We start from the raw sequence: 18,383 nt of genomic DNA on the forward strand, positions 1-18,383 counted from the left end.
GGTTTCTGGGCAGGGGGTATCCGCTTGTTCACTCGAGGGGTCCTCTCGAAACGGTGGTGCGCGGGGAAGGATCAGGCTTGGTCGTCGCGGATCGAGGCGATCAACGCCTCCCGGACGGCGGTGAGCCCGGCGTCGAGGGCGCCGAGCAGCACCGCGTCGTCGTCGATCGTGGTGACGGCGATGGTGCTCTCCAGCGGGGCGGCCCGGCGGACCGCCGTGGTGACCGCGGTGAGCAGGGTCTGCCCGCCGGCCTGCGCGACCGGTCCGGCCAGGACGACGAGCGAGGGGTCGAGCACGGCGATGACGGCGGCGAGCCCCACCGCGACCCGGTCGGCGAGCTCGGTGAAGAACTCGCCGGCCTCCGGGTCGGCCGCGGCGGCCCGGACCACCTCGAGCGGGGTACGCCCCGGCACGCCGTGGTCCTGGCCGAGCGCGAGGACCGCGGCGCCGCCGACGAGGTCCTGCAGGTCGACCTTGCGGTGGGTGGAGTCGGGGGCGTACAGCGGCATGTAGCCGATCTCGCCGGCGCCGCCGCGGGCGCCGCGCAGCAGCGTCCCGCCGATGTCGATGGCGAGACCGAGACCCTCCTGGCCGAGCCAGATCAGGGCGAAGCCGTCGGCGTCGGTGCCCACGCCCCGGCGGCGCTCGGCGACCGCGGCGAGGTTGACGTCGTTGTCGACGCCGATGCGGGTGCCGAGCGCCGCGGCTATCTCCGGCACGAGGCCGGGGCGGGCGAAGCCGGGCACGTCGACGTGGCGGATGGTCTGGGCGCGGGAGTCGTACGAGCCGGCGACGCCGAGCTGGACGTGATGGATGCCCGAGGCCGCCACGCCGGCTTCCTCGCGCAGGTCCGCGACCACCTCGACCAGCGCGGTTTTGGGGTCGGCGCCCAGGAAGTCGATGCGCCGCTCGATGCGCGCGCGCTCCACGCCGGTCAGATCGCACAGTGCGGCGACGACCGAAGGGGCACGGCTGGCGCCGATGTCGCGAACGGAGACGGCGGCGGCGTACGCTGCGTCCGGGTTCGCGGCATAGATCTCCGCGTTGGGTCCCGGCCTGCCGCTGTGGTAGCCGACGACGGTCACCAGACCGGCCTCGGTGAGCCGGCGCAGCACCTCGGAGATGGTCGGGGTGGAGAGCTGGGTCAGCTTGCGCAGGTCGGCCCGGGTGAGGCCGCCCGCCTCGAGCAGATGGCCGAGCGCCGCGCTCGCGTTCATGGCGCGCAGCAGTTTGGACGATCCCGCCAGGCGTGTCACCGGGCCTCCGAGGTGATTGGCAAGCTGGCTAACAATTAGCTGGACCGTAGAACCGTCACCCCGCGAAGTCAACCGTCAGTTTCCGTGCGTCGCTCGTCTGCCCGAAAGTGCCCACGTTGCCGCGCTCCGACGGCTATTGATAAATCACTTTAACTGACCTAGCGTGACCACTCATCGCCGTCGATGGCGGGCATCCCCAGCGCCTGCCATCGACGGTCACCTCTGCGCGCCCACCCCCTCCATCCCCCACGAGGAGCGCCATGAACCGCAAGAGAACGCTGTCCTATGCCCTCGGCGGCGTACTGATCCCCGCGGCGGCCGTCGCGTACGGCCTGCTCCCCGCCAGCGCCGCGACCGCCGGTCCGATCAAGGGCCTCGGCGGCAAGTGCGTCGACGTCGCCGCCGCCGACTCCGCCAACGGCACCGCGATCCAGCTGTACGACTGCAACGGCACGAACGCGCAGGTCTGGACGGTCGGCAACGCCGACAACTCGATCAAGGCGCTGGGCAAGTGCCTCGACGTCACCGCCGCGGGCACGGCCGACGGCACGAAGATCCAGCTGTACGACTGCAACGGCACCGGCGCGCAGAAGTGGACCGCCGGCTCCGGCGGCACCCTGGTCAACACCGGCTCCGGCAAGTGCCTCGACGCCACCGGCCAGAGCTCCGCCAACGGGACCCGGCTGCAGATCTGGACCTGCGGCAGCGCCGCCAACCAGAAGTGGACCCTGCCCGGCGGCACCACGACCCCGACGACCCCGCCGACCACTCCGCCGCAGAACAACGGCGTCAACCTCGACAACCCGGCGAAGAAGGACGTGGCGATGCAGATCGTCTCGGCCGCCGAGAACTCCTCGCTCGACTGGCGGGCGCAGTTCAGCTACATCGAGGACATCGGCGACGGCCGCGGCTACACCGCCGGCATCATCGGCTTCTGCTCCGGTACGGGCGACATGCTCGAGCTCGTCGAGGCGTACACCGCCACGAAGCCGGGCAACGTGCTGGCCAAGTACCTGCCGGCGCTGCGTACGGTCAACGGCACGGACTCGCACGCCGGGCTCGACCCGAACTTCCCCCGCGACTGGCGGAGCGCCGCGGCCGACCCGGTGTTCCAGGCGGCCCAGGAGGCGGAACGCGACCGCGTCTACTTCAACCCGTCGGTGCGTGACGGCAAGAACGACGGCGTCCGCGCGCTCGGTCAGTTCGCGTACTACGACGCCGCGGTCATGCACGGCTACGAGGGCATGCGCTCGATCCGCAGCCGCGCCCTGCAACGGGCCAAGCCGCCGGCGCAGGGTGGCAACGAGACCACGTGGCTCAACGCGTTCCTGGACGAACGGGTCATCGAGATGAAGAAGGAGGAGGCCCACTCGGACACGTCCCGAGTGGACACCGCCCAGCGCGTCTTCCTGCGCAACGGCAACCTCGACCTGAACACGCCGCTCGACTTCGCCGTCTACGGCGAGCAGTTCCACATCAACTGAGAGAAGGCGGGGAGCCGCAGGCTCCCCGCCTTCTTCTACCTGTTCCAGGTCCAGGCGTACGCGGTGTCCTCGACGGCCAGGGCCGCGTCGCAGAGGTCGAGCGGCCGGAACGTGTCGACCATGACGGCGAGCTCGTCGAAGTGCTCGGCGCCGATGGCCCGCTCGACCGCGCCCGGCTGCGGCCCGTGGGTGAAGCCGGACGGGTGCAGCGAGATCGAGCCCTGCTCGATGCCCGAGCCGCGGCGCGCCTCGTAGTTGCCGCCGGTGTAGAACATCATCTCGTCCGAGTCGACGTTGTGGTGGTTGTACGGCACCGGGATCGCCAGCGGGTGGTAGTCGACCTTGCGCGGCACGAACGAGCACACCACGAAGTTCGGGCCCTCGAACGTCTGGTGCACCGGCGGCGGCTGGTGCAGGCGGCCCGTGATCGGCTCGAAGTCGTGGATCGAGAACGCCCACGGGTAGAGGCAGCCGTCCCAGCCGACCACGTCGAACGGGTGGTGGGCGTACACGTGCCGGGTCCAGCCCGCGCGGTGCTTGACGTACACCTCGACGTTCTCGCCCTCGGCCTGCAGGGGTTCGCCCGGGCCGCGGATGTCCCGCTCGCAGTACGGCGAGTGCTCCAGGAACTGCCCGCGTACGGACAGGTAGCGCTTCGGCGGCCCGATGTGCCCGGTCGCCTCGATCGTCAGCATCCGTACCGGGCCGTCGGGCACGATCCGGTGTACCACCGACGTCGGGATGATCACGTAGTCGCCGGAGCCCACGGTCAGCGCGCCGAACGTGGTCTCGATCGTCGCGGTGCCGTCCTCGACGTACAGGCACTCGTCGCCGACGGCGTCGCGGTAGAGCGGGGACGGCCGGTCTGCGACCACATAGCCGATCCGGACGTCGCCGTTGGCGAGCAGCGGGTGGCGGCCCAGGACCGCGTCCGCCGGGCCCGTGTCGAGCTTGTGCGTCCGCAGGTGCCGCGGTTTCAACGGCAGGTTGGGGCTCTGCCCGGCGGCCGGCGGCTCGTACACCTCGGCCGAGGCGATGGCCGTGGGGGCGTACCGGTGGTAGAGCAGGGACGAGTCCGAGGAGAAGCCCTCCTGGCCCATGAGTTCTTCGGCATAGAGCCCGCCGTCCGGCCGGCGGAACTGGGTGTGCCGCTTACGGGGGATCTCCCCGACGCTGCGGTAGTACGGCATCGTTGCCATCACCCCTTGGAAACTGACATTACGGACGGTGTTGTCCGGCTCTCGAAGCGTCCATTAGGTTCAGTATTCGTGTCAACGCTCGTGCCACGGCTCTTCGCCGGCCTCGTGGACGATGCGTCGTTGCTTCCGCCGGCCCTGCTGAGCGTCCCCGAGGCGCTGGCGGCACACCGTAGGCACCGGGATGCCTGGTATGCCGGGATCGTCGGTGCTCTGCTCGTACCGTCATCGCTGGACGTCGCCACCCAGGGCCTGGCCGTGGGTGTGGTGAACGACGCCGCGATCAGCGCCCTGCCCGCGGCGCTGGCGAAGATGCGCGCTGCCGGCGCGGCCGTGGGCCAGGTCGAGGCGCTGGTCTCGCGCCGCGGCGAAGATCCCCAGCCCGGCCTCGCCGCGCTCCGCGCGCTCGCGGCACAGGAGCCGGACCTTCAGGTCTACGCCGAGATCCCGCTCAGCTGGGGCCTGCTCGCCGCGCTCGACACGGTCGCCGCCGCCCGCGCCGAGGGGCTGGCGATCCGACCCAAGTTCCGCGTCGGCGGGCTGGCGGCCGAGCTGTTCCCCACCCCCGTCGAGCTGGCCGCCGTGATCTGCGCGTGCCGCGACCGGGACCTGCCGTTCAAGCTCGCCGCGGGACTGCGGCACGCGCTGCGGCACACCGACCCGGAAACCGGCTTCACCCACCACGGCTTCCTCAACGTGCTCGTCGCCGCCACGCTCGCGGCGGACGGGGGCGAGGTCGCCGAGGTCGCCGAGGTGCTCGCGGCCACGCATCCGCTGCCGCTGGTCGAACCGGCCCGCGCGCGGCGCGACGACGAGCGGCCGCTGTGGGTGGGATTCGGTACGGGCAACCTGCTGGAGCCGGTGACGGAGCTGATCCGGCTCGGCCTGATCAACGGTGGCTACGAGTGACCCTTTTCGGCCTGGAGAACCTGCCCTACGGCGTCTTCTCCACCCCTGGCGGCGCGCGCAGGATCGGCGTACGGCTCGGCGACGCGGTGCTGGACCTGTCCCGGGCGGAGGCGGACGACCTCATCCTCGCGGGCGGCGCGCTACGGCAGCCGTCGCTCAACGTGCTGATGTCCCTGGGGCGCCCGCAGTGGACTGCCATCCGCACGCGGATCGCCGAGGTAGCGCCGACGCTGCCCGCGATCCCGCTGAGCGACGTGGAGCTGCACCTGCCGTTCGACGTGGCGGACTACACGGACTTCTACTCCTCGGAGCACCACGCCACGAACGTGGGCAAGATTCTGCGCCCCGGCAGCCCGCCGCTGCGGGACAACTGGAAGCACCTGCCGATCGGCTACCACGGCCGGGCCGCCACGGTCGTCGTCTCCGGTACGCCCATCGCCCGCCCCGCAGGCCAGCTGGGCCCGGGCGTCTTCGGTCCCTCGCAACGCCTCGACATCGAGGCGGAGGTCGGGTTCGTCGTCGGGGTGCCGGGCCGGCGCATCCGTACCGCCGACTTCGCCGAGCACGTCTTCGGTGTGGTGCTCGTCAACGACTGGTCCGCCCGGGACATCCAGGCGTACGAGAACCAGCCGCTGGGACCGTTCCTCAGCAAGTCGTTCGCCACCTCGGTGTCGCCCTGGGTGGTGCCGCTGTCCGCTTTCGCCGAGCTGCCGCCGCCCGCCCAGGACCCCGCGCCGCAGGAGTATCTGCTTCCGCCGGGTCCGGCCCTGGACGTCCGGCTGCGGGTCGAATGGAACGGTACGCAGGTGAGCACGCCACCCTTCGCGCAGATGTACTGGACCGCGGCCCAGCAGCTCGCCCACCTGACCGTCAACGGGGCGGTGGTGCGTACCGGAGACCTCTACGCCTCCGGGACGGTCTCCGGGCCCGCCCGGGAGGAGGCCGGTTCCCTCCTTGAGCTGACGTGGAACGGCGAGCACCCGGTCACGCTGGCCGACGGCTCGGCCCGGAGCTTCCTGCTCGACGGCGACACCGTGACCATCAGCGCGACCGCCAGCGGTGCACATGGCGGCACAATCGGCCTGGGCGAGGTGACCGGAACCGTCTGTCCCTGACGCGCAACTCCCCGTAAGTTGTGACCATGTCCACGGTCGCGGTCACCCGGCTGGTCGAGGCGCCGGTCGTCGAGGTGTGGCGGGTCTTCACCGACCTGGCCCGCCGCTGCGAGTGGCTCTCCACGGTCACCCGCGTCGAGCTGCTCACCCCCGGCCCGTTCGGCGCCGGGACGGTGTGGCGGGAGACCCGGACCATGGCCGACGGCGGGGAGATCACCGAGGAGTTCCGGGTACGCGAGTGCGTCGTGCCCGAACGGTTCGTGGTCGTGTCGCCGGGCATCGGGGCGGACTACCGGATGACGTACACGTTCGTGCCGGTCATCGAGGGGCGGCACCGCGGCGGCACGATGGTCACCGTCGTGCAGGACGGCGCGCCGACCGCGCCCGCCGGCCGGTTCCTGGCGCTGGTCTTCGGCGGGCTCGCCGCGCGTACGGTCGAGGGAGCCCTGCGCCGCGACCTCGACGACCTGGCCGCCGCCGCCTGAATTACTGTCCCGGGGGTGACCCGGAACCTGCTGCGTGCGCTCGCCGCCCTCGTCGTGCTGGCCGCGGCGGGGCTGATCGGCTGGCGCGTGCTCGCCCCCGCCGAGGTGCTCGAGCCGGCGAGGGGCGCGTACCCGGTCGCGGTCGCGCTGCCGCCGGGAACCACCGGCAAGGTCACGCAGGCCCCGCTGATCGTCGACGACCGCCTCCGGGTGTACGCCGGCAAACGCCTGATCAAGGCCGACGGGCCGGTGGGCGAGGAGATGACGACCACGCCGCTGTGGTCGTACCGGCGCTGGCCGGCCCAGGTCAGCGGGGTCGTCGCCGTCGGCAGCACGGTCGTGGGCCGCTGGACGGACGGCGAGCTGATCGCGCTGGACGGGCGTACCGGAACCGTCGCCTGGCGGGCGCGCGTCCCGGCCGGCGAGCCGTTCAGCGACCGGACCGGGGCGACCGCCGTCTGGACCCCACCCGGCCTGTACGTCGCCGGCCCGGCCGCCGGGGCCGTCCCCGGCGCCGGCTCGGCTGTCCTCGTCGGTGGCGGCGGCAAGGTGCTCGCGTTCTCCGCGGCCGACGGCTCCCCGCGCTGGACGCTGACCCTCCCGCGGGGCTGCGCCGCGCCGTTCGTCACCGGCGGTGGCCAGTTCGTCTGCGGCGAGGGGGCCTGGGAGGTCGCCTCGGGCCAGGCGGTCCGCGGCTGGCCGGTGGGCCCGTCGACGCCGGTGGGCTGCGACGTGGCCCGGTCCGGATGCGCCGGTCTGCGCGACGCCGCGGGGCAGGGCTGGCTGACCGGGGGGCCGCGGCCGGTGCGTACGCCGGCCCTGGACGCGCCGGAGGCGACCGCCGGCGGCAACCTCGTCCTGACCGCGTCGGGCGGCGCGGTGACCGCCTCCGGGGCGGCGACCTGGCGCTGGGCGGGCGATGCTCAGGTGCTGGGCGTACGCGGAACCAAGGTCGTCCTGTTGACCCCCGACCGGCGAGTCGTGGTGCTGGACGCGGGCACCGGCACCCGGACCGCGGCCTTCCCGATGTACGTCGAGAGGGAGCGCGTCGAGCCGTGGCAGCCGCATCTCTGGCAGGTCACGGACGCGTGGGTGGCGATCGAGCGGTTGCAGGACGGCGACTACTACACGATGGATCCGTCCGTCATCGCCGCGATCTGATCCAGCGATCAGAAACGGACGCGCGCCGCGATCGGCAGGTGGTCGCTACCCGTCCGCGGCAGCGACCACAGCGACGTCACGGTCAGCCCGCGGCCCAGAATCTGATCGATGCGGGCCACGGGCGACCTCGCGGGCCAGCTGAACGCGAAGGCCGGCGCGGTGGTGAGCCGTGCGGTGACCGGCCGCAGGCCGCGGTCGTCGACGGTGCCGTTCAGGTCGCCCAGCAGCAGCACCCGGTCGAGCCGCTCGGCCCGCAGCGCCGCGCCGAGCCGGGCCGCGCTCTCGTCCCGGGGCGCTGTGGCGAAACCCCTCACCCCCATGCGTACGGACGGCAGATGCGTGACGTAGACCGCGACCTCGCCGAGCGGGGTGCGTATCACCGCGCGCAGGCCGCGGTTCCAGTCGGGCCCGAACGCCTGCGGCCTGATGTCGAGCGCGGCCTCCTCGACGACGGGGTGGCGTGACCACAACGCCACGGTCCCGTGCACCACACGATGCGGGTAGGCCGCCCCGAACGCCGCGTCGTACGCCGGCAGCGCCTCGGGAAGCACCTCGCTGAGCGCCACCAGGTCGGGGGACACCCGCAGCAACTCCCGCACCGTCCCGGCCGGGTCACGGTTCTCGTCGCTGGCGTTGTGTTGCACCGCGATCAGGTCGTGCCGCTCGTCATCGGGCAGCAGCGCCGGGGCGAAGAGCACGAGCCACGCGATCAACGGCAGCAGCACGGCCGGCAACGCGAGTCGCGGCCGCCGCCACCAGCCCAGCGCCGCGAACACGGGAACGCTGAGCCCGAGCCATGGCAGGAACGTCTCCACGACACTTCCCGGGTTCCCGGGCAGGTCGGGGATCAGCGGGTGCCCGGCCAGCAATCCGGCGACCAGGACGGCCGCGGCCACCACCCCGAACCCTCGCCAGCGCACCGCCGGATGGTCGCAGCCCGGTGCAACCGCTCGTCAGACCAGGCTCGCCAACAGGGCCGTCCACGCCTCCTCGGCGGCGCCCGCGAGCGGCCCGTCGTCGCCCAGCGCCGCCGCGAGCACCGGCGGCGGTGACGCCCGGCGGAAGGCCATGAGGCCCGCCCGGTACGCCTCCTCCAGCGGCTGCGGCGCCGCGGCCAGCAGGTCGGCGCCCAGGCCGCCCAGCGTCACGAGATCCGGGTCCAGCCCGTTGACCAGCCCCGCGATGCCGCGGCCCAGGGCGGCCGCCACGGTCGCCGTCGCGGCCGCCGGCTCCGGGTCCGTCGCGGCGATGATGCGGCGGGCGTACGAGACGGGGTCGCGGGGCTGGTCGTGGCCCAGCAGCCGGGCCAGCGCCGAACCGTCGACCGCGGTGCCCCAGCAGCCGTACGCGCCGCACGGGCACGCCACCGCCGGGTCCCCGAACGGCATGTGCCCGAACTCCCCGGCCGCGCCCAGCGCCCCCACCAGGACCTGACCGCCGTTGACCACGGCCCCGCCGAGACCGGCCTCGATCCGCAGGTGCAGGGCGACCGACGCGCCCACCGCCACCCCGCGGTGCGACTCGGCCGAGGCCGCCAGCGTCGCGTCGTTGCCCGCCACGAAGATCTCCGCGCCCGGCCACGCCGCCGCCAGGTCCACGTCGTGCCAGCCCAGGGCGCTCGCGTCCAGCACGAGGTCGCGGGAGACCGTGCCGGGCGCCGAGATGCCGATGCCGCGGATGCGGTCGCCGTACTGACGTCGCAGGCGCGTCACCGCAGCCCCGATCGCCGCGACCACCTCGCCGCCGCTGTGGCCGCCGACCTCCTCCCGCACGGTGGCCAGCGTGCCGCCGCCGAGCTCGACGACGTCGACGCGCCAGGCCTCGTGCGTGATGGAGGCGGCGGCGATCAACGGCCCGCGAGGGTGCGGGATGAGCGAGGTCGTCGGCCGGCCACGGGCCCCGCTGGGCGCGGCGGGCTCCTCGGCGAGCAGCCCGGCCTGCCCGAGGCGGCCGACGAGCTCCGTGGTCGCCCCGGTGCCGACGCCGATCAGCCGGGCCGCGTCCGCCCGGGTGACCCCGGGACGGGCGTGCACCACCCGCAGCAGCTCGGTCGCGCGCGTCGTCACACCGTTCCCCCTCCTGGCGAGCCCTGGACCCCCATCCTCATCCTGTTTCGCCCGATTCGGGGGAAGACACCCCTAGAGAGCCGCCTCGGCGGCGGCGAGGAAGGCGTCGTTCTCGTCCGGAGTGCCGATGGTGACCCGGACGCCGTCGCCCTGGAACGGCCGGACGATGACGCCGCGCTTCTCGCACGCCGCGCCGAACGCCGCCGCCTGGTCGCCGAGCGGTAGCCACACGAAGTTGGACTGGCTCGACGGCACGTCGGGCAGCAACTTGCGCAGCGCCTCGGTGACGCGTTCACGCTCGCTGATGACGATGGCGCACCGGCGGCGTACCTCGTCCTCGGCGTCGAGCGCGGCCAGCGCGGCGGCCTGCGCCACCAGGCTCGTGGAGAACGGGGTGAGGACCTTGCGGATCGCCGCGGCGACCTCCGGCTGGCCGACGAGGAAGCCGACCCGCAGGCCGGCGAGGCCCCACGCCTTGCTCAGCGTGCGCAGCACCACCACGTTGGGGCGGTCGCCGTACGTCTCGAGGCCGTCGGGCACCTCGTCGTCCGTGACGAACTCCCGGTACGCCTCGTCGAGCACCACCAGGACGTCGTCCGGGACGGCGTCGAGGAAGCGGTCCAGCTCGGCGCGGCGGACGCTCGTGCCGGTCGGGTTGTTCGGGTTGCAGACGATCGCCAGCCGGGTCCGGTCGGTGATCGCGTCGGCCATCGCCGGCAGGTCGTGACCGTGGCCGGGCGTGTTGGGCACGCGGACGCTCGTCGCGCCCGCGCCGGCCGAGATGATCGGGTACGCCTCGAAGGAGCGCCACGCGTACACGATCTCGTCGCCGGGCAGGCAGGTGGCCTTGACCAGGTGCTCGGCCAGCGCGACCGAGCCGCAGCCGGTGACGATGCGGTCGGGGCTGACGCCGTACCGGTCGGCGAGCTTGTCGCGCAGCTCCACCACGCCCATGTCCGGGTAGCGGTGCGACTGGGTGACCGCCGTGGCGACCGCCTCGGCCACGCCGGGCAGCGGGCCGAACGGCACCTCGTTGCTCGCCAGCTTGATCGCCTCCGCGAGGCCCAGCTCGCGGACCAGGTCGGCGACGTTGCGCCCGGGCACGTACGCGGGCAGCGCATCCAGGTCGGCGCGGGTCAGCCTGCTCATCGTCTTCCTCCGGTGGGATCCTCGGCGTTCTCCGGCGTCGCCGGGGCGGCCTGCTGGTGGTGGCCCGGCGGCACCGCGACCACGACGGTGCGCGCCGACTTGTCGTGCAGCGCCTGGTGCAGCTTCTGGTCGAACAGCACGGAGCCGGAGTCGATCAGCTGGGCCACGAACCCCAGGCCGTAGCAGTTCCAGAGCGGCGTCCACATGCCGAGCCGTCCCCAGCGCCGGAACGCCCGCCCGAACCCGAGCGGGGTGGTGTCCTCCAGCTTGACGACCTTCACCCGCAGCAGCCGCTTGCCGAGGGTCTGCCCGCTGTTGGCCAGCGCGGGCACCTCGTACGCGAGCCACAGCGCGGTCGTCACGAACAGCATCGTGAGCATGAGGTACATGGACCGGACGGAGGCCGGCTCGGGCGTCGCGAACGGCTCGTTCATCGCGGCGCGGAAGATCGGTTCGACCTCGAGCCACCACTGATACGCGAGCCAGCCGTTCACCAGCACGTTGAGCACGAGCACGGCGGCGATGTCGACGAGGCGCGCGACGAGGCGGCGACCCAGACCGGCGAGCGCCATGCCGTGCGGCCGGGCCTGCACAGGGTACGGGTACGGGAACGGCGGCGGCTGCCAACCGGCCGGCGGCACGGGGTATCCCGGGGGCACTTGATATCCCGGCGGCACCTGGTACCCGGCCGGCGGCGCGGGATATCCGGGTGGCATCTGCCATCCGGCGGGCGGCTGCTGGCCAGGGGGCATCTGCTGGCCGGGAGGCATCTGCTGGCCGGGAGGCATCTGCTGGCCGGGAGGCATCTGCCAGCCCGGCGGTGGCTGCCAGCCGGGCGGTGGCTGCCAGCCGGGCGGTGGCGCGGGCCAGCCGGGCGGGGGGAGGGCTCCTGCGGGCGGCGTACCCGGGGCAGCCGGTGCGGGCGGCACGCCGGGAGCCGCAGCGGGCGCCGCCGGGGTGACCGGCTCGGTGGCCGCGGGCGGCTCCTCCTCGGCCGGCGGCGGGCCGTCGGGCGGGGTCTGGTCCGCCGGGATGGCCTTGCCCAGCCAGCCCTCGCCGTCCCACCAGCGCTGGGTCGAGGGGTCGGCCGGGTCCTTGTACCAACCGGCGGGCAGCGAACTCATGGCGCAACCTTTATCACGACGGTCTGAGCGACCTTGTCGTGCAGGGTCTGCTGGTACGGCTTGTCCCACAGTTGCCAGAGCCCGTCGACGTAGCTGAAGAACGGCAGGATGATGCCGCCGACGAACTCGATGAGGTAGCGCTTGGCGGCCATGCCCCGGGTCAGCGTGGCGCCGGGGACGATCGGGACGACCCGTACCTTGATGAGCTTCTTGCCCAGGGTCTGACCCGTGCGGAACATCATCTCCACGTAGTAGACGTAGTACGCCACCAGCAGGAACACGACGAGGCCGGCCTCGGCGAGCGCGAACTTGAGGAACATCGCACCGAAGTCCGGCGGGTCCGGCGCGAACGTCTCGTGCGGCGTCACCTCCGGCAGCACGCTGACGAAGAGCCAGATGAAGACCGGCAGGAACAGCAGCATGGCGACGGCGGTGAGCAGGGCTCCGTCGATCATGTACGCCAGCAGCCGGGTGCCGAAGTCGGCGAGCGGGCGGCCGTCGGGGCTCAGCGGCACCGGCCGCGGCGCCCAGCCGGGCCGGCCGTACTGGGGCGGGCCGTACTGGTGGGGCGGGCCGTACTGGTGGGGTGGGCCGTAGTGCGGCGGGTAGCCGGGTGGCGGTCCCGCCGGCCCGGCGTATCCAGGCGGCGGCCCGCCGGCGGGTCCTGGTCCACCGGCGGGTGCGGGTCCACCGGCCGCCGGGGTGGAGCCGGCCGCCGGGGGCTCGCCCGCCGGAGGCACCTCGCCGGCCGCCGGGGGTCCGTCGGCCGGCTGCGGCGCCGGGGGTCCGTCGGCCGGCTGCGGCGCCGGGGCGCGGACCGGCCCGGGTTCCGGGCGGCCCGCGGCCGGGGCGTCGTCGTTCGCTTCGGTCACGGGAACAGTGTTACAGGTTTCCGCGCAGCTCCTGCTCCCGCTCGATGGCCTCGAACAACGCCTTGAAGTTGCCCTTGCCGAAACCGAGCGAGCCGTGCCGCTCGATCAGCTCGAAGAAGACCGTCGGGCGGTCCTGGACCGGCTTGGTGAAGATCTGCAGCAGGTAGCCGTCCTCGTCCCGGTCGACGAGGATCTTGCGCTTCTTGAGCTCCTCGATCGGCGCGCGGACCTCGCCGATGCGGGCGCGCAGCTCGGGGTCGTCGTAGTACGAGTCGGGGGTGTCGAGGAACTCCACGCCGGCCGCGCGCATGGCGTCGACGCTGGCGATGATGTCGTTGGTCGCCACGGCGATGTGCTGGGCGCCGGGACCGTCGTAGAACTCGAGGTACTCGTCGATCTGCGACTTGCGCTTCGACACGGCCGGCTCGTTGAGCGGGAACTTGACCTTGCGGCTGCCGTCCGCGACGACCTTGCTCATCAGCGCCGAGTAGTCGGTGGCGATGTCGTCGCCGATGAACTCCGCCATGTTGGTGAAGCCCATGACGCGGGCGTAGAACTCCACCCACTCGTCCATCTTGCCGAGCTCGACGTTGCCGACGACGTGGTCCACGGCCTGGAAGAACCGCTTGGGCTGCAGGCCGGCGTCGATCGCGGGCTGCCGGTCGACGATCGGGCCGCGCTCGACGAAGCCCGGCAGGAACGGGCCGGTGTAGCGGGAGCGGTCGACCAGCGAGTGGACCGTGTCGCCGTACGCGGCGATCGAGGCGATGCGCACCGTGCCGTGCTCGTCGGTGACGTCGTGGGGCTCGGCGACGCCGCGGGCCCCGGCGGACAGCGCGTGGGCGTACGCCTTGTCGACGTCCGGGACGGCGAGGGCGATGTCGTAGATGCCGTCGCTGTGCTTGGTGACGTGGTCGGAGCCCGCCGCGCCGGCGTGCACGGCGCCGGTGATCAGGAACCGCGCGGAGCCGCTGACCAGCACGTACTCGGCGTGGTCGCGGAAGCCCTGCTCGGGACCGCGGTACGCGACGCACGTCATGCCGAAGGCGGTGGAGTAGTAGTGGGCCGCCTGCTTGGCGTTGCCCACGAGGAACTGGAGGTAGTCGACGCCCTTGACGGGGAAGACGTCGGCGGTAGTCGTGGCGTGTTCCATCATCTGCGTCATGACGAGAGGTTGTCCCAGGTCACAGCGCTAGGCAACTGTTCGTTCCCCGGCTGGCCAGTCTGCGCATTCGGTAGAGTCTGGTCGTATCATGGCTGTACAAGATGTCCACCTCGACGCCCTCGACGGCCGGCTGCTGGCCGCGCTCGCCGAGGAGCCCCGCATCGGCGTCCTCGAGCTGTCCCGGCGCCTCGGCGTCGCCCGCGGCACTGTGCAGGCGCGCCTGGACAAGCTCACCGCCCGCGGCGCGGTCCGCGGCTTCGGCCCCGACGTGTCGCCGGCCGCCATCGGCTTCGGCGTGATGAGCTTCGTGACCCTCGAGATCTCCCAGCGGTACGGCCACACCGCCGTGACCGCGCACCTCACGGAGATCCCCGAGGTGCTGGAGGCGCACACGATCACCGGCTCCGGCGACCTGATGTGCCGGATCGTGGCCCGCTCCAACGCCGACCTGCAGCGCGTGATCGACCGCATCCTGGCGTACGAGGGGATCCTGCGGGCCTCGACGATCATCGCGCTGGCGGAGCAGATCCCGTACCGGACGATCCCGCTGGTCAGGGCGGCCAGCGGAGCATAAGCCGTCGACACGGGCTATTCGGGCTAACCGCCGGCGGTTGTCGATCTCGTTACCGTGTCCGGCGTGGCTTCGGGTGGTCCCTCGGCGAAGAGCGTGGCGCTGGTCGGCGTCGTGGTCGTCATCGTGCTGGCCACCACCGGGGTGTGGAACCCGTTCCCGAAGCTCTGGTCGTGGATCACCCAGAGCGACCCCATCGCCCCGGGCGTCGCCACCTGGCAGACGGCCATCGGCGGATCGCCGCAGAGCGTCACCATCACCGGCGGCGCCGTCGTCGTCGAATACCGGACCTCGGTCGAGGCGTACGGGCTGACCGCCGGCGTGCAGCTGTGGAAGTCCGACGCGGACTGGGCCGGCGTCGCCGGCGGGGACTCCGACGCGGTCGTGGTGGTCGGCCGGCTGCTCACCAAGGGGTACGAAGTCCTCGACCCGGCCACCGGGGCGGTCCGGCGCCGCGACACCGCGGCCACGGCGGTGTGGACGTACGCCGACGCGATCCTCGACCTGCGCTGCCCCGCGGCCGGCGAGTGCGAGCTCACCGCCTGGGAGCCGCGCGGCACCAAACCGATGTGGACGGTGTCCACGGCCGGCATCGGGTTCGTGCTCAACGCGTCGAACCCCGACCTGCCCGACACCCAGCCGATCGGCAACGACCGGGTCGACGCGCGGGCCGCCGGGCCGAAGCCGCTGCCCGGCCTCATCGGGCTGCCCGGCGACGGGAAGGTGCAGATCATCGACACCGCGCAGGGGCGGGTGGCGCTGACCCGTACGCCGTCGCGGAACCAGCGCGTCGCGGTCGTCGGCAGCCGGGTGCTCACGGTGACCGGCGAGGCCCGCGACGGCACCTGCTACTACGGCGTCGTCGCCCACGACCCGCCGTCGGGGCAGCCCGTGTGGCAGCGCGACGGGCTCAACCTGCGGACGGCGACCAACGACTGCAAGCAGGAGCGGGATCCGGCCGGCGGCTCGGACGTGGTGCTCGGCGTCGACCCGGTGGGCCGGCCGGAGCTCATCGCCGCGCACGACGGGCGTGATCTCTGGCACGGGCAGAAGGATCAGGCCGTGCTCGCGGTGAACAACTCGTACGCGCTCATCCGCAGCGCCGACGAGCGTACGGTCACCGCCCGGTCCTTCTCGCGCGGGTCGGTGGCGTGGCGCCGTACGGTCAATCCCGGAGCGTCCGCTTCGCTGACCCCGTACGCGGCGATCATCGCGGATGCGAAACCCAGCCGGATCGTCGCGCTGAGCCCGCGCACCGGGGGTGTCCTGACCGAGGCCCGGACCGACGCGAAGGTCTTCGCGGCCGGGCCGGGCGGCCTGATCCTGGTCTCCGGGCGCGACATGGCCTACCTGCCGTACGCGTCGGCGCCCGCGCGGTGATCGAACCGGTATGTGGGCTTGACCCCGCGGGTTCGCACGTGCGGGCGGTGCTGGCCTAGGCTTGCCCGTCATGAGCAGAGCTGCCGCCTTCTCGTACTCGCCCTTGCTGCCCCTCGGCGACGACACCACCGAGTACAGGCTGCTCGCGGACGAGGGCGTGGACGTGGTCGAGGGCCCCGGCGGCCGGCGGTTCCTGACCGTCGAGCCCGAGGTGCTCACGCTGCTCACCGCGGAGGCCATGCACGACATCGCGCACTTCCTGCGCCCCGCGCACCTCGCGCAGCTGCGGTCCATCATCGACGACCCCAAGGCCTCGGCCAACGACCGGTACGTCGCGCTCGACCTGCTGCGCAACGCGAACATCGCGGCCGGCGGCGTGCTGCCGATGTGCCAGGACACCGGTACGGCGATCGTCATGGGCAAGCGCGGCCGGCACGTGCTGACCGACGGGCTCGACGAGCAGGCCGTCGCGCGCGGCGTCTACGAGGCGTACACCCGGCTGAACCTGCGGTATTCGCAGCTCGCGCCGCTGACGATGTGGGACGAGAAGAACACCGGCTCCAACCTGCCGGCCCAGATCGAGCTGTACGCGGAGGACCCGGGCGGGCAGCCGGACGCGTACAAGTTCCTGTTCATGGCCAAGGGCGGCGGCTCGGCCAACAAGTCGTACCTGTACCAGGAGACCAAGGCGCTGCTGAACCCGGCGCGGATGATGGAGTTCCTGGACGAGAAGCTGCGGCTCATCGGCACCTCGGCGTGCCCGCCGTACCACCTGGCCGTGGTGATCGGCGGCACCAGCGCCGAGCACGCGCTGAAGACCGCGAAGCTGGCCAGCGCCAAATACCTCGACAACCTGCCCCGGGCCGGCTCGATGACCGGCCACGGCTTCCGCGACGTGGAGCTCGAGGCGGCGGTGCTCGAGCTGACCCGTGACTTCGGCATCGGCGCCCAGTTCGGCGGGCGGTACTTCTGTCACGACGTACGCGTCATCCGCCTGCCCCGGCACGGCGCCTCCTGCCCGGTCGCGATCGCGGTCTCCTGCTCGGCCGACCGGCAGGCCCTCGCCAAGATCACGCCGTCCGGCGTCTGGCTGGAGCGCCTCGAGCCCGACCCGGCCCGCTTCCTGCCCGACGTCACCGACGAGGCGCTGGAGACCGACGAGGTCGTCCGCGTCGACCTGCGCCGCCCGATGGACGAGATCCGCGCCGAGCTGGCGAAGTACCCGGTCAAGACCCGCCTGTCGCTGACCGGCCCGCTGGTGGTGGCCCGCGACATCGCCCACGCCAAGATCGCCGAGCGGCTCGACGCGGGCGAACCCATGCCGCAGTACCTGCGCGACCACGCGGTCTACTACGCGGGCCCGGCCAAAACCCCGGAGGGGTACGCGTCCGGCTCGTTCGGCCCCACCACGGCCGGCCGCATGGACGCGTACGTCGAGAAGTTCCAGGCCGCGGGCGGCTCGCTGGTGATGCTCGCCAAGGGCAACCGGTCGGCGCAGGTCACCCGGGCCTGCCACGAACACGGCGGCTTCTACCTGGGCTCGATCGGCGGCCCGGCGGCGCGGCTCGCGCAGGACTGCATCCGGCACGTGGAGGTGCTGGAGTATCCGGAGTTGGGCATGGAGGCGGTCTGGCGGATCGAGGTCGAGGACTTCCCCGCCTTCATCGTCGTGGACGACAAGGGCAACGACTTCTTCGCCGAGGTGACGAAGCCGGTCCTGAGCATCGGCCGCCGCTGACCCTGCGGCGGCGCGCCGCCGTGCGGACCTTGGGAAGGCGCCGCAATGTGCGGCCTTCGAAGGCGCAGCGTCCGGAGCCTTTCGCGCCGCCGCCTTGCGCGGCTTTCCGGGGCCGCCGCCTTGCGCGGTCTTCCGGGGCCGCCGCCTTGCGCGGCTTTCCGGGGCCGCCGCCTTGCCGGCTTCCGGGGCCGCGGGCCGGTCAGGCGCAGTAGCCCGCTACCGGGGTGAGCCAGTTCGTCATCTGGGTCTCGAGGACCTTGTCCAGATCCTTCGTGGTCTTGATCTTGTCGAACAGCTTGCTGTCGGTCGCGCTCTTGGTGAACTTGGCCGCCGAGGTCGCACCCGCCTGCTGCAGCTCGGGGTCCTGCGCGGCCGCCGTCTCCTTCTTGATCTTCGCGCCGACGTCCTTGAGCTGCTTGCCCGCCGCCTTCTCCGCGGCCTCGGCGTTGTCGGCCTGCTTCGCCTCCTTGTAGGCGATCATCTTGCCGATCTCCGTGCCGAAGTCCTCGAGCTCGGCGTCGAAGATCTTGTCGAGCTTGGCGCAGACCTTCTTCGTGTTCGCCGTGTAGTCCGGCGGCGGCGAGGTGGGCGCCGTCGTCGGCGCGGCGGCGGTGGCGCCGGCCTCCGGCTTCGCGTCACCGTCGCTGCTGCAGGCCGCCCCGGACAGGAGCAGACCGCCGAGGGTCGCGGCGAGAAGGGCGCGTCGCATGGC

General features: G+C 72.6%; 17 protein-coding genes. 8 read left to right on the forward strand and 9 right to left on the reverse strand.

All coding sequences use genetic code 11. From position 1 onward, the window contains the following. Positions 1-71 precede the first annotated feature (71 nt). Positions 72-1,256: an ROK family transcriptional regulator gene (locus AB0K03_RS15855; protein ID WP_364684805.1), complete on the reverse strand. Its 1,185-nt coding sequence runs from the start codon at positions 1,254-1,256 to the stop codon at positions 72-74. Between the two features lie 260 nt (positions 1,257-1,516). Here AB0K03_RS15855 and AB0K03_RS15860 point away from each other — a divergent pair, with 260 nt between their 5' ends. Further along, complete coding sequence (locus AB0K03_RS15860; RefSeq protein WP_364684807.1) at positions 1,517-2,740, forward strand: chitosanase; 1,224 nt, start codon at positions 1,517-1,519, stop codon at positions 2,738-2,740. Positions 2,741-2,775: 35 nt separating this feature from the next. Here AB0K03_RS15860 and AB0K03_RS15865 read toward each other — a convergent pair whose 3' ends face one another. After that, positions 2,776-3,930: a homogentisate 1,2-dioxygenase gene (locus tag AB0K03_RS15865; RefSeq protein ID WP_364684888.1), complete on the reverse strand. Its 1,155-nt coding sequence runs from the start codon at positions 3,928-3,930 to the stop codon at positions 2,776-2,778. Between the two features lie 78 nt (positions 3,931-4,008). On the opposite strand from AB0K03_RS15865, the gene AB0K03_RS15870 reads away from it, so the two are divergent. Genes AB0K03_RS15870 through AB0K03_RS15885 form a run of 4 tightly spaced genes read left to right on the forward strand, consistent with a single transcriptional unit; the run spans position 4,009 to position 7,606 of the window. Continuing rightward, complete coding sequence (locus AB0K03_RS15870) at positions 4,009-4,845, forward strand: hypothetical protein (RefSeq protein WP_364684809.1); 837 nt, start codon at positions 4,009-4,011, stop codon at positions 4,843-4,845. After that, entirely contained in the window at positions 4,842-5,960 is a 1,119-nt protein-coding gene (fahA, locus tag AB0K03_RS15875) for a fumarylacetoacetase (protein WP_364684811.1), read from the forward strand. The genes AB0K03_RS15870 and fahA overlap by 4 nt, the downstream gene beginning before the upstream one ends. 26 nt (positions 5,961-5,986) lie before the next feature. Continuing rightward, complete coding sequence (locus AB0K03_RS15880; protein WP_364684813.1) at positions 5,987-6,445, forward strand: SRPBCC family protein; 459 nt, start codon at positions 5,987-5,989, stop codon at positions 6,443-6,445. Between the two features lie 15 nt (positions 6,446-6,460). Next, complete coding sequence (locus AB0K03_RS15885; RefSeq protein ID WP_364684814.1) at positions 6,461-7,606, forward strand: PQQ-binding-like beta-propeller repeat protein; 1,146 nt, start codon at positions 6,461-6,463, stop codon at positions 7,604-7,606. Positions 7,607-7,614: 8 nt separating this feature from the next. Here AB0K03_RS15885 and AB0K03_RS15890 read toward each other — a convergent pair whose 3' ends face one another. From AB0K03_RS15890 to hppD, 6 genes are all read right to left on the reverse strand, one after another. Further along, entirely contained in the window at positions 7,615-8,526 is a 912-nt protein-coding gene (locus AB0K03_RS15890) for an endonuclease/exonuclease/phosphatase family protein (protein WP_364684816.1), read from the reverse strand. A 33-nt stretch (positions 8,527-8,559) separates the two neighbouring features. Continuing rightward, positions 8,560-9,672, reverse strand: a complete 1,113-nt coding sequence (locus tag AB0K03_RS15895) for an ROK family protein (protein ID WP_364684818.1) — start codon at positions 9,670-9,672, stop codon at positions 8,560-8,562. A gap of 72 nt (positions 9,673-9,744) precedes the next feature. Then, on the reverse strand, positions 9,745-10,821 hold the full coding sequence (hisC, locus tag AB0K03_RS15900; protein WP_364684820.1) for a histidinol-phosphate transaminase: 1,077 nt from the start codon (positions 10,819-10,821) through the stop codon (positions 9,745-9,747). Then, positions 10,818-11,945, reverse strand: a complete 1,128-nt coding sequence (locus AB0K03_RS15905) for an RDD family protein (protein WP_364684822.1) — start codon at positions 11,943-11,945, stop codon at positions 10,818-10,820. The genes hisC and AB0K03_RS15905 overlap by 4 nt, the downstream gene beginning before the upstream one ends. Then, positions 11,942-12,817 carry an RDD family protein gene (locus AB0K03_RS15910; protein ID WP_364684824.1) on the reverse strand — a complete coding sequence of 292 codons (876 nt, stop codon included), beginning with the start codon at positions 12,815-12,817 and terminating at the stop codon, positions 11,942-11,944. Before AB0K03_RS15910 ends, AB0K03_RS15905 begins: the two co-directional genes overlap by 4 nt. 10 nt (positions 12,818-12,827) lie before the next feature. Further along, on the reverse strand, positions 12,828-13,982 hold the full coding sequence (gene hppD, locus AB0K03_RS15915) for a 4-hydroxyphenylpyruvate dioxygenase (RefSeq protein WP_364684826.1): 1,155 nt from the start codon (positions 13,980-13,982) through the stop codon (positions 12,828-12,830). 88 nt (positions 13,983-14,070) lie between these two features. Here hppD and AB0K03_RS15920 point away from each other — a divergent pair, with 88 nt between their 5' ends. The 3 genes from AB0K03_RS15920 (at position 14,071) to AB0K03_RS15930 (ending at position 17,671) form a co-directional block, all read left to right on the forward strand. Next, entirely contained in the window at positions 14,071-14,556 is a 486-nt protein-coding gene (locus AB0K03_RS15920) for an Lrp/AsnC family transcriptional regulator (protein ID WP_364684828.1), read from the forward strand. A gap of 63 nt (positions 14,557-14,619) precedes the next feature. Continuing rightward, positions 14,620-15,933: a hypothetical protein gene (locus tag AB0K03_RS15925; RefSeq protein WP_364684830.1), complete on the forward strand. Its 1,314-nt coding sequence runs from the start codon at positions 14,620-14,622 to the stop codon at positions 15,931-15,933. A 70-nt stretch (positions 15,934-16,003) separates the two neighbouring features. Next, positions 16,004-17,671 (forward strand): fumarate hydratase, encoded by a 1,668-nt coding sequence (locus tag AB0K03_RS15930; protein ID WP_364684832.1) that lies wholly within the window; start codon positions 16,004-16,006, stop codon positions 17,669-17,671. Between the two features lie 199 nt (positions 17,672-17,870). On the opposite strand, the gene AB0K03_RS15935 is transcribed toward AB0K03_RS15930, so the two are convergent. Next, positions 17,871-18,380 carry a hypothetical protein gene (locus tag AB0K03_RS15935; RefSeq protein WP_364684834.1) on the reverse strand — a complete coding sequence of 170 codons (510 nt, stop codon included), beginning with the start codon at positions 18,378-18,380 and terminating at the stop codon, positions 17,871-17,873. Positions 18,381-18,383 lie beyond the last annotated feature (3 nt).

This window comes from Actinoplanes sp. NPDC049316 (assembly GCF_040677315.1).
Lineage (GTDB): Bacteria > Actinomycetota > Actinomycetes > Mycobacteriales > Micromonosporaceae > Actinoplanes.

Bases quoted from the DNA above. Each gene is read 5' to 3' on its own strand.
- AB0K03_RS15905 (WP_364684822.1), bottom strand. From the start codon at position 11,945: ATGAGTTCGCTGCCCGCCGGTTGGTACAAGGACCCGGCCGACCCCTCG.
- AB0K03_RS15935 (WP_364684834.1), bottom strand. From the start codon at position 18,380: ATGCGACGCGCCCTTCTCGCCGCGACCCTCGGCGGTCTGCTCCTGTCC.
- hppD (WP_364684826.1), bottom strand. From the start codon at position 13,982: ATGACGCAGATGATGGAACACGCCACGACTACCGCCGACGTCTTCCCC.
- hisC (WP_364684820.1), bottom strand. From the start codon at position 10,821: ATGAGCAGGCTGACCCGCGCCGACCTGGATGCGCTGCCCGCGTACGTG.
- AB0K03_RS15930 (WP_364684832.1), top strand. From the start codon at position 16,004: ATGAGCAGAGCTGCCGCCTTCTCGTACTCGCCCTTGCTGCCCCTCGGC.
- AB0K03_RS15865 (WP_364684888.1), bottom strand. From the start codon at position 3,930: ATGCCGTACTACCGCAGCGTCGGGGAGATCCCCCGTAAGCGGCACACC.
- AB0K03_RS15860 (WP_364684807.1), top strand. From the start codon at position 1,517: ATGAACCGCAAGAGAACGCTGTCCTATGCCCTCGGCGGCGTACTGATC.
- AB0K03_RS15920 (WP_364684828.1), top strand. From the start codon at position 14,071: ATGGCTGTACAAGATGTCCACCTCGACGCCCTCGACGGCCGGCTGCTG.
- AB0K03_RS15880 (WP_364684813.1), top strand. From the start codon at position 5,987: ATGTCCACGGTCGCGGTCACCCGGCTGGTCGAGGCGCCGGTCGTCGAG.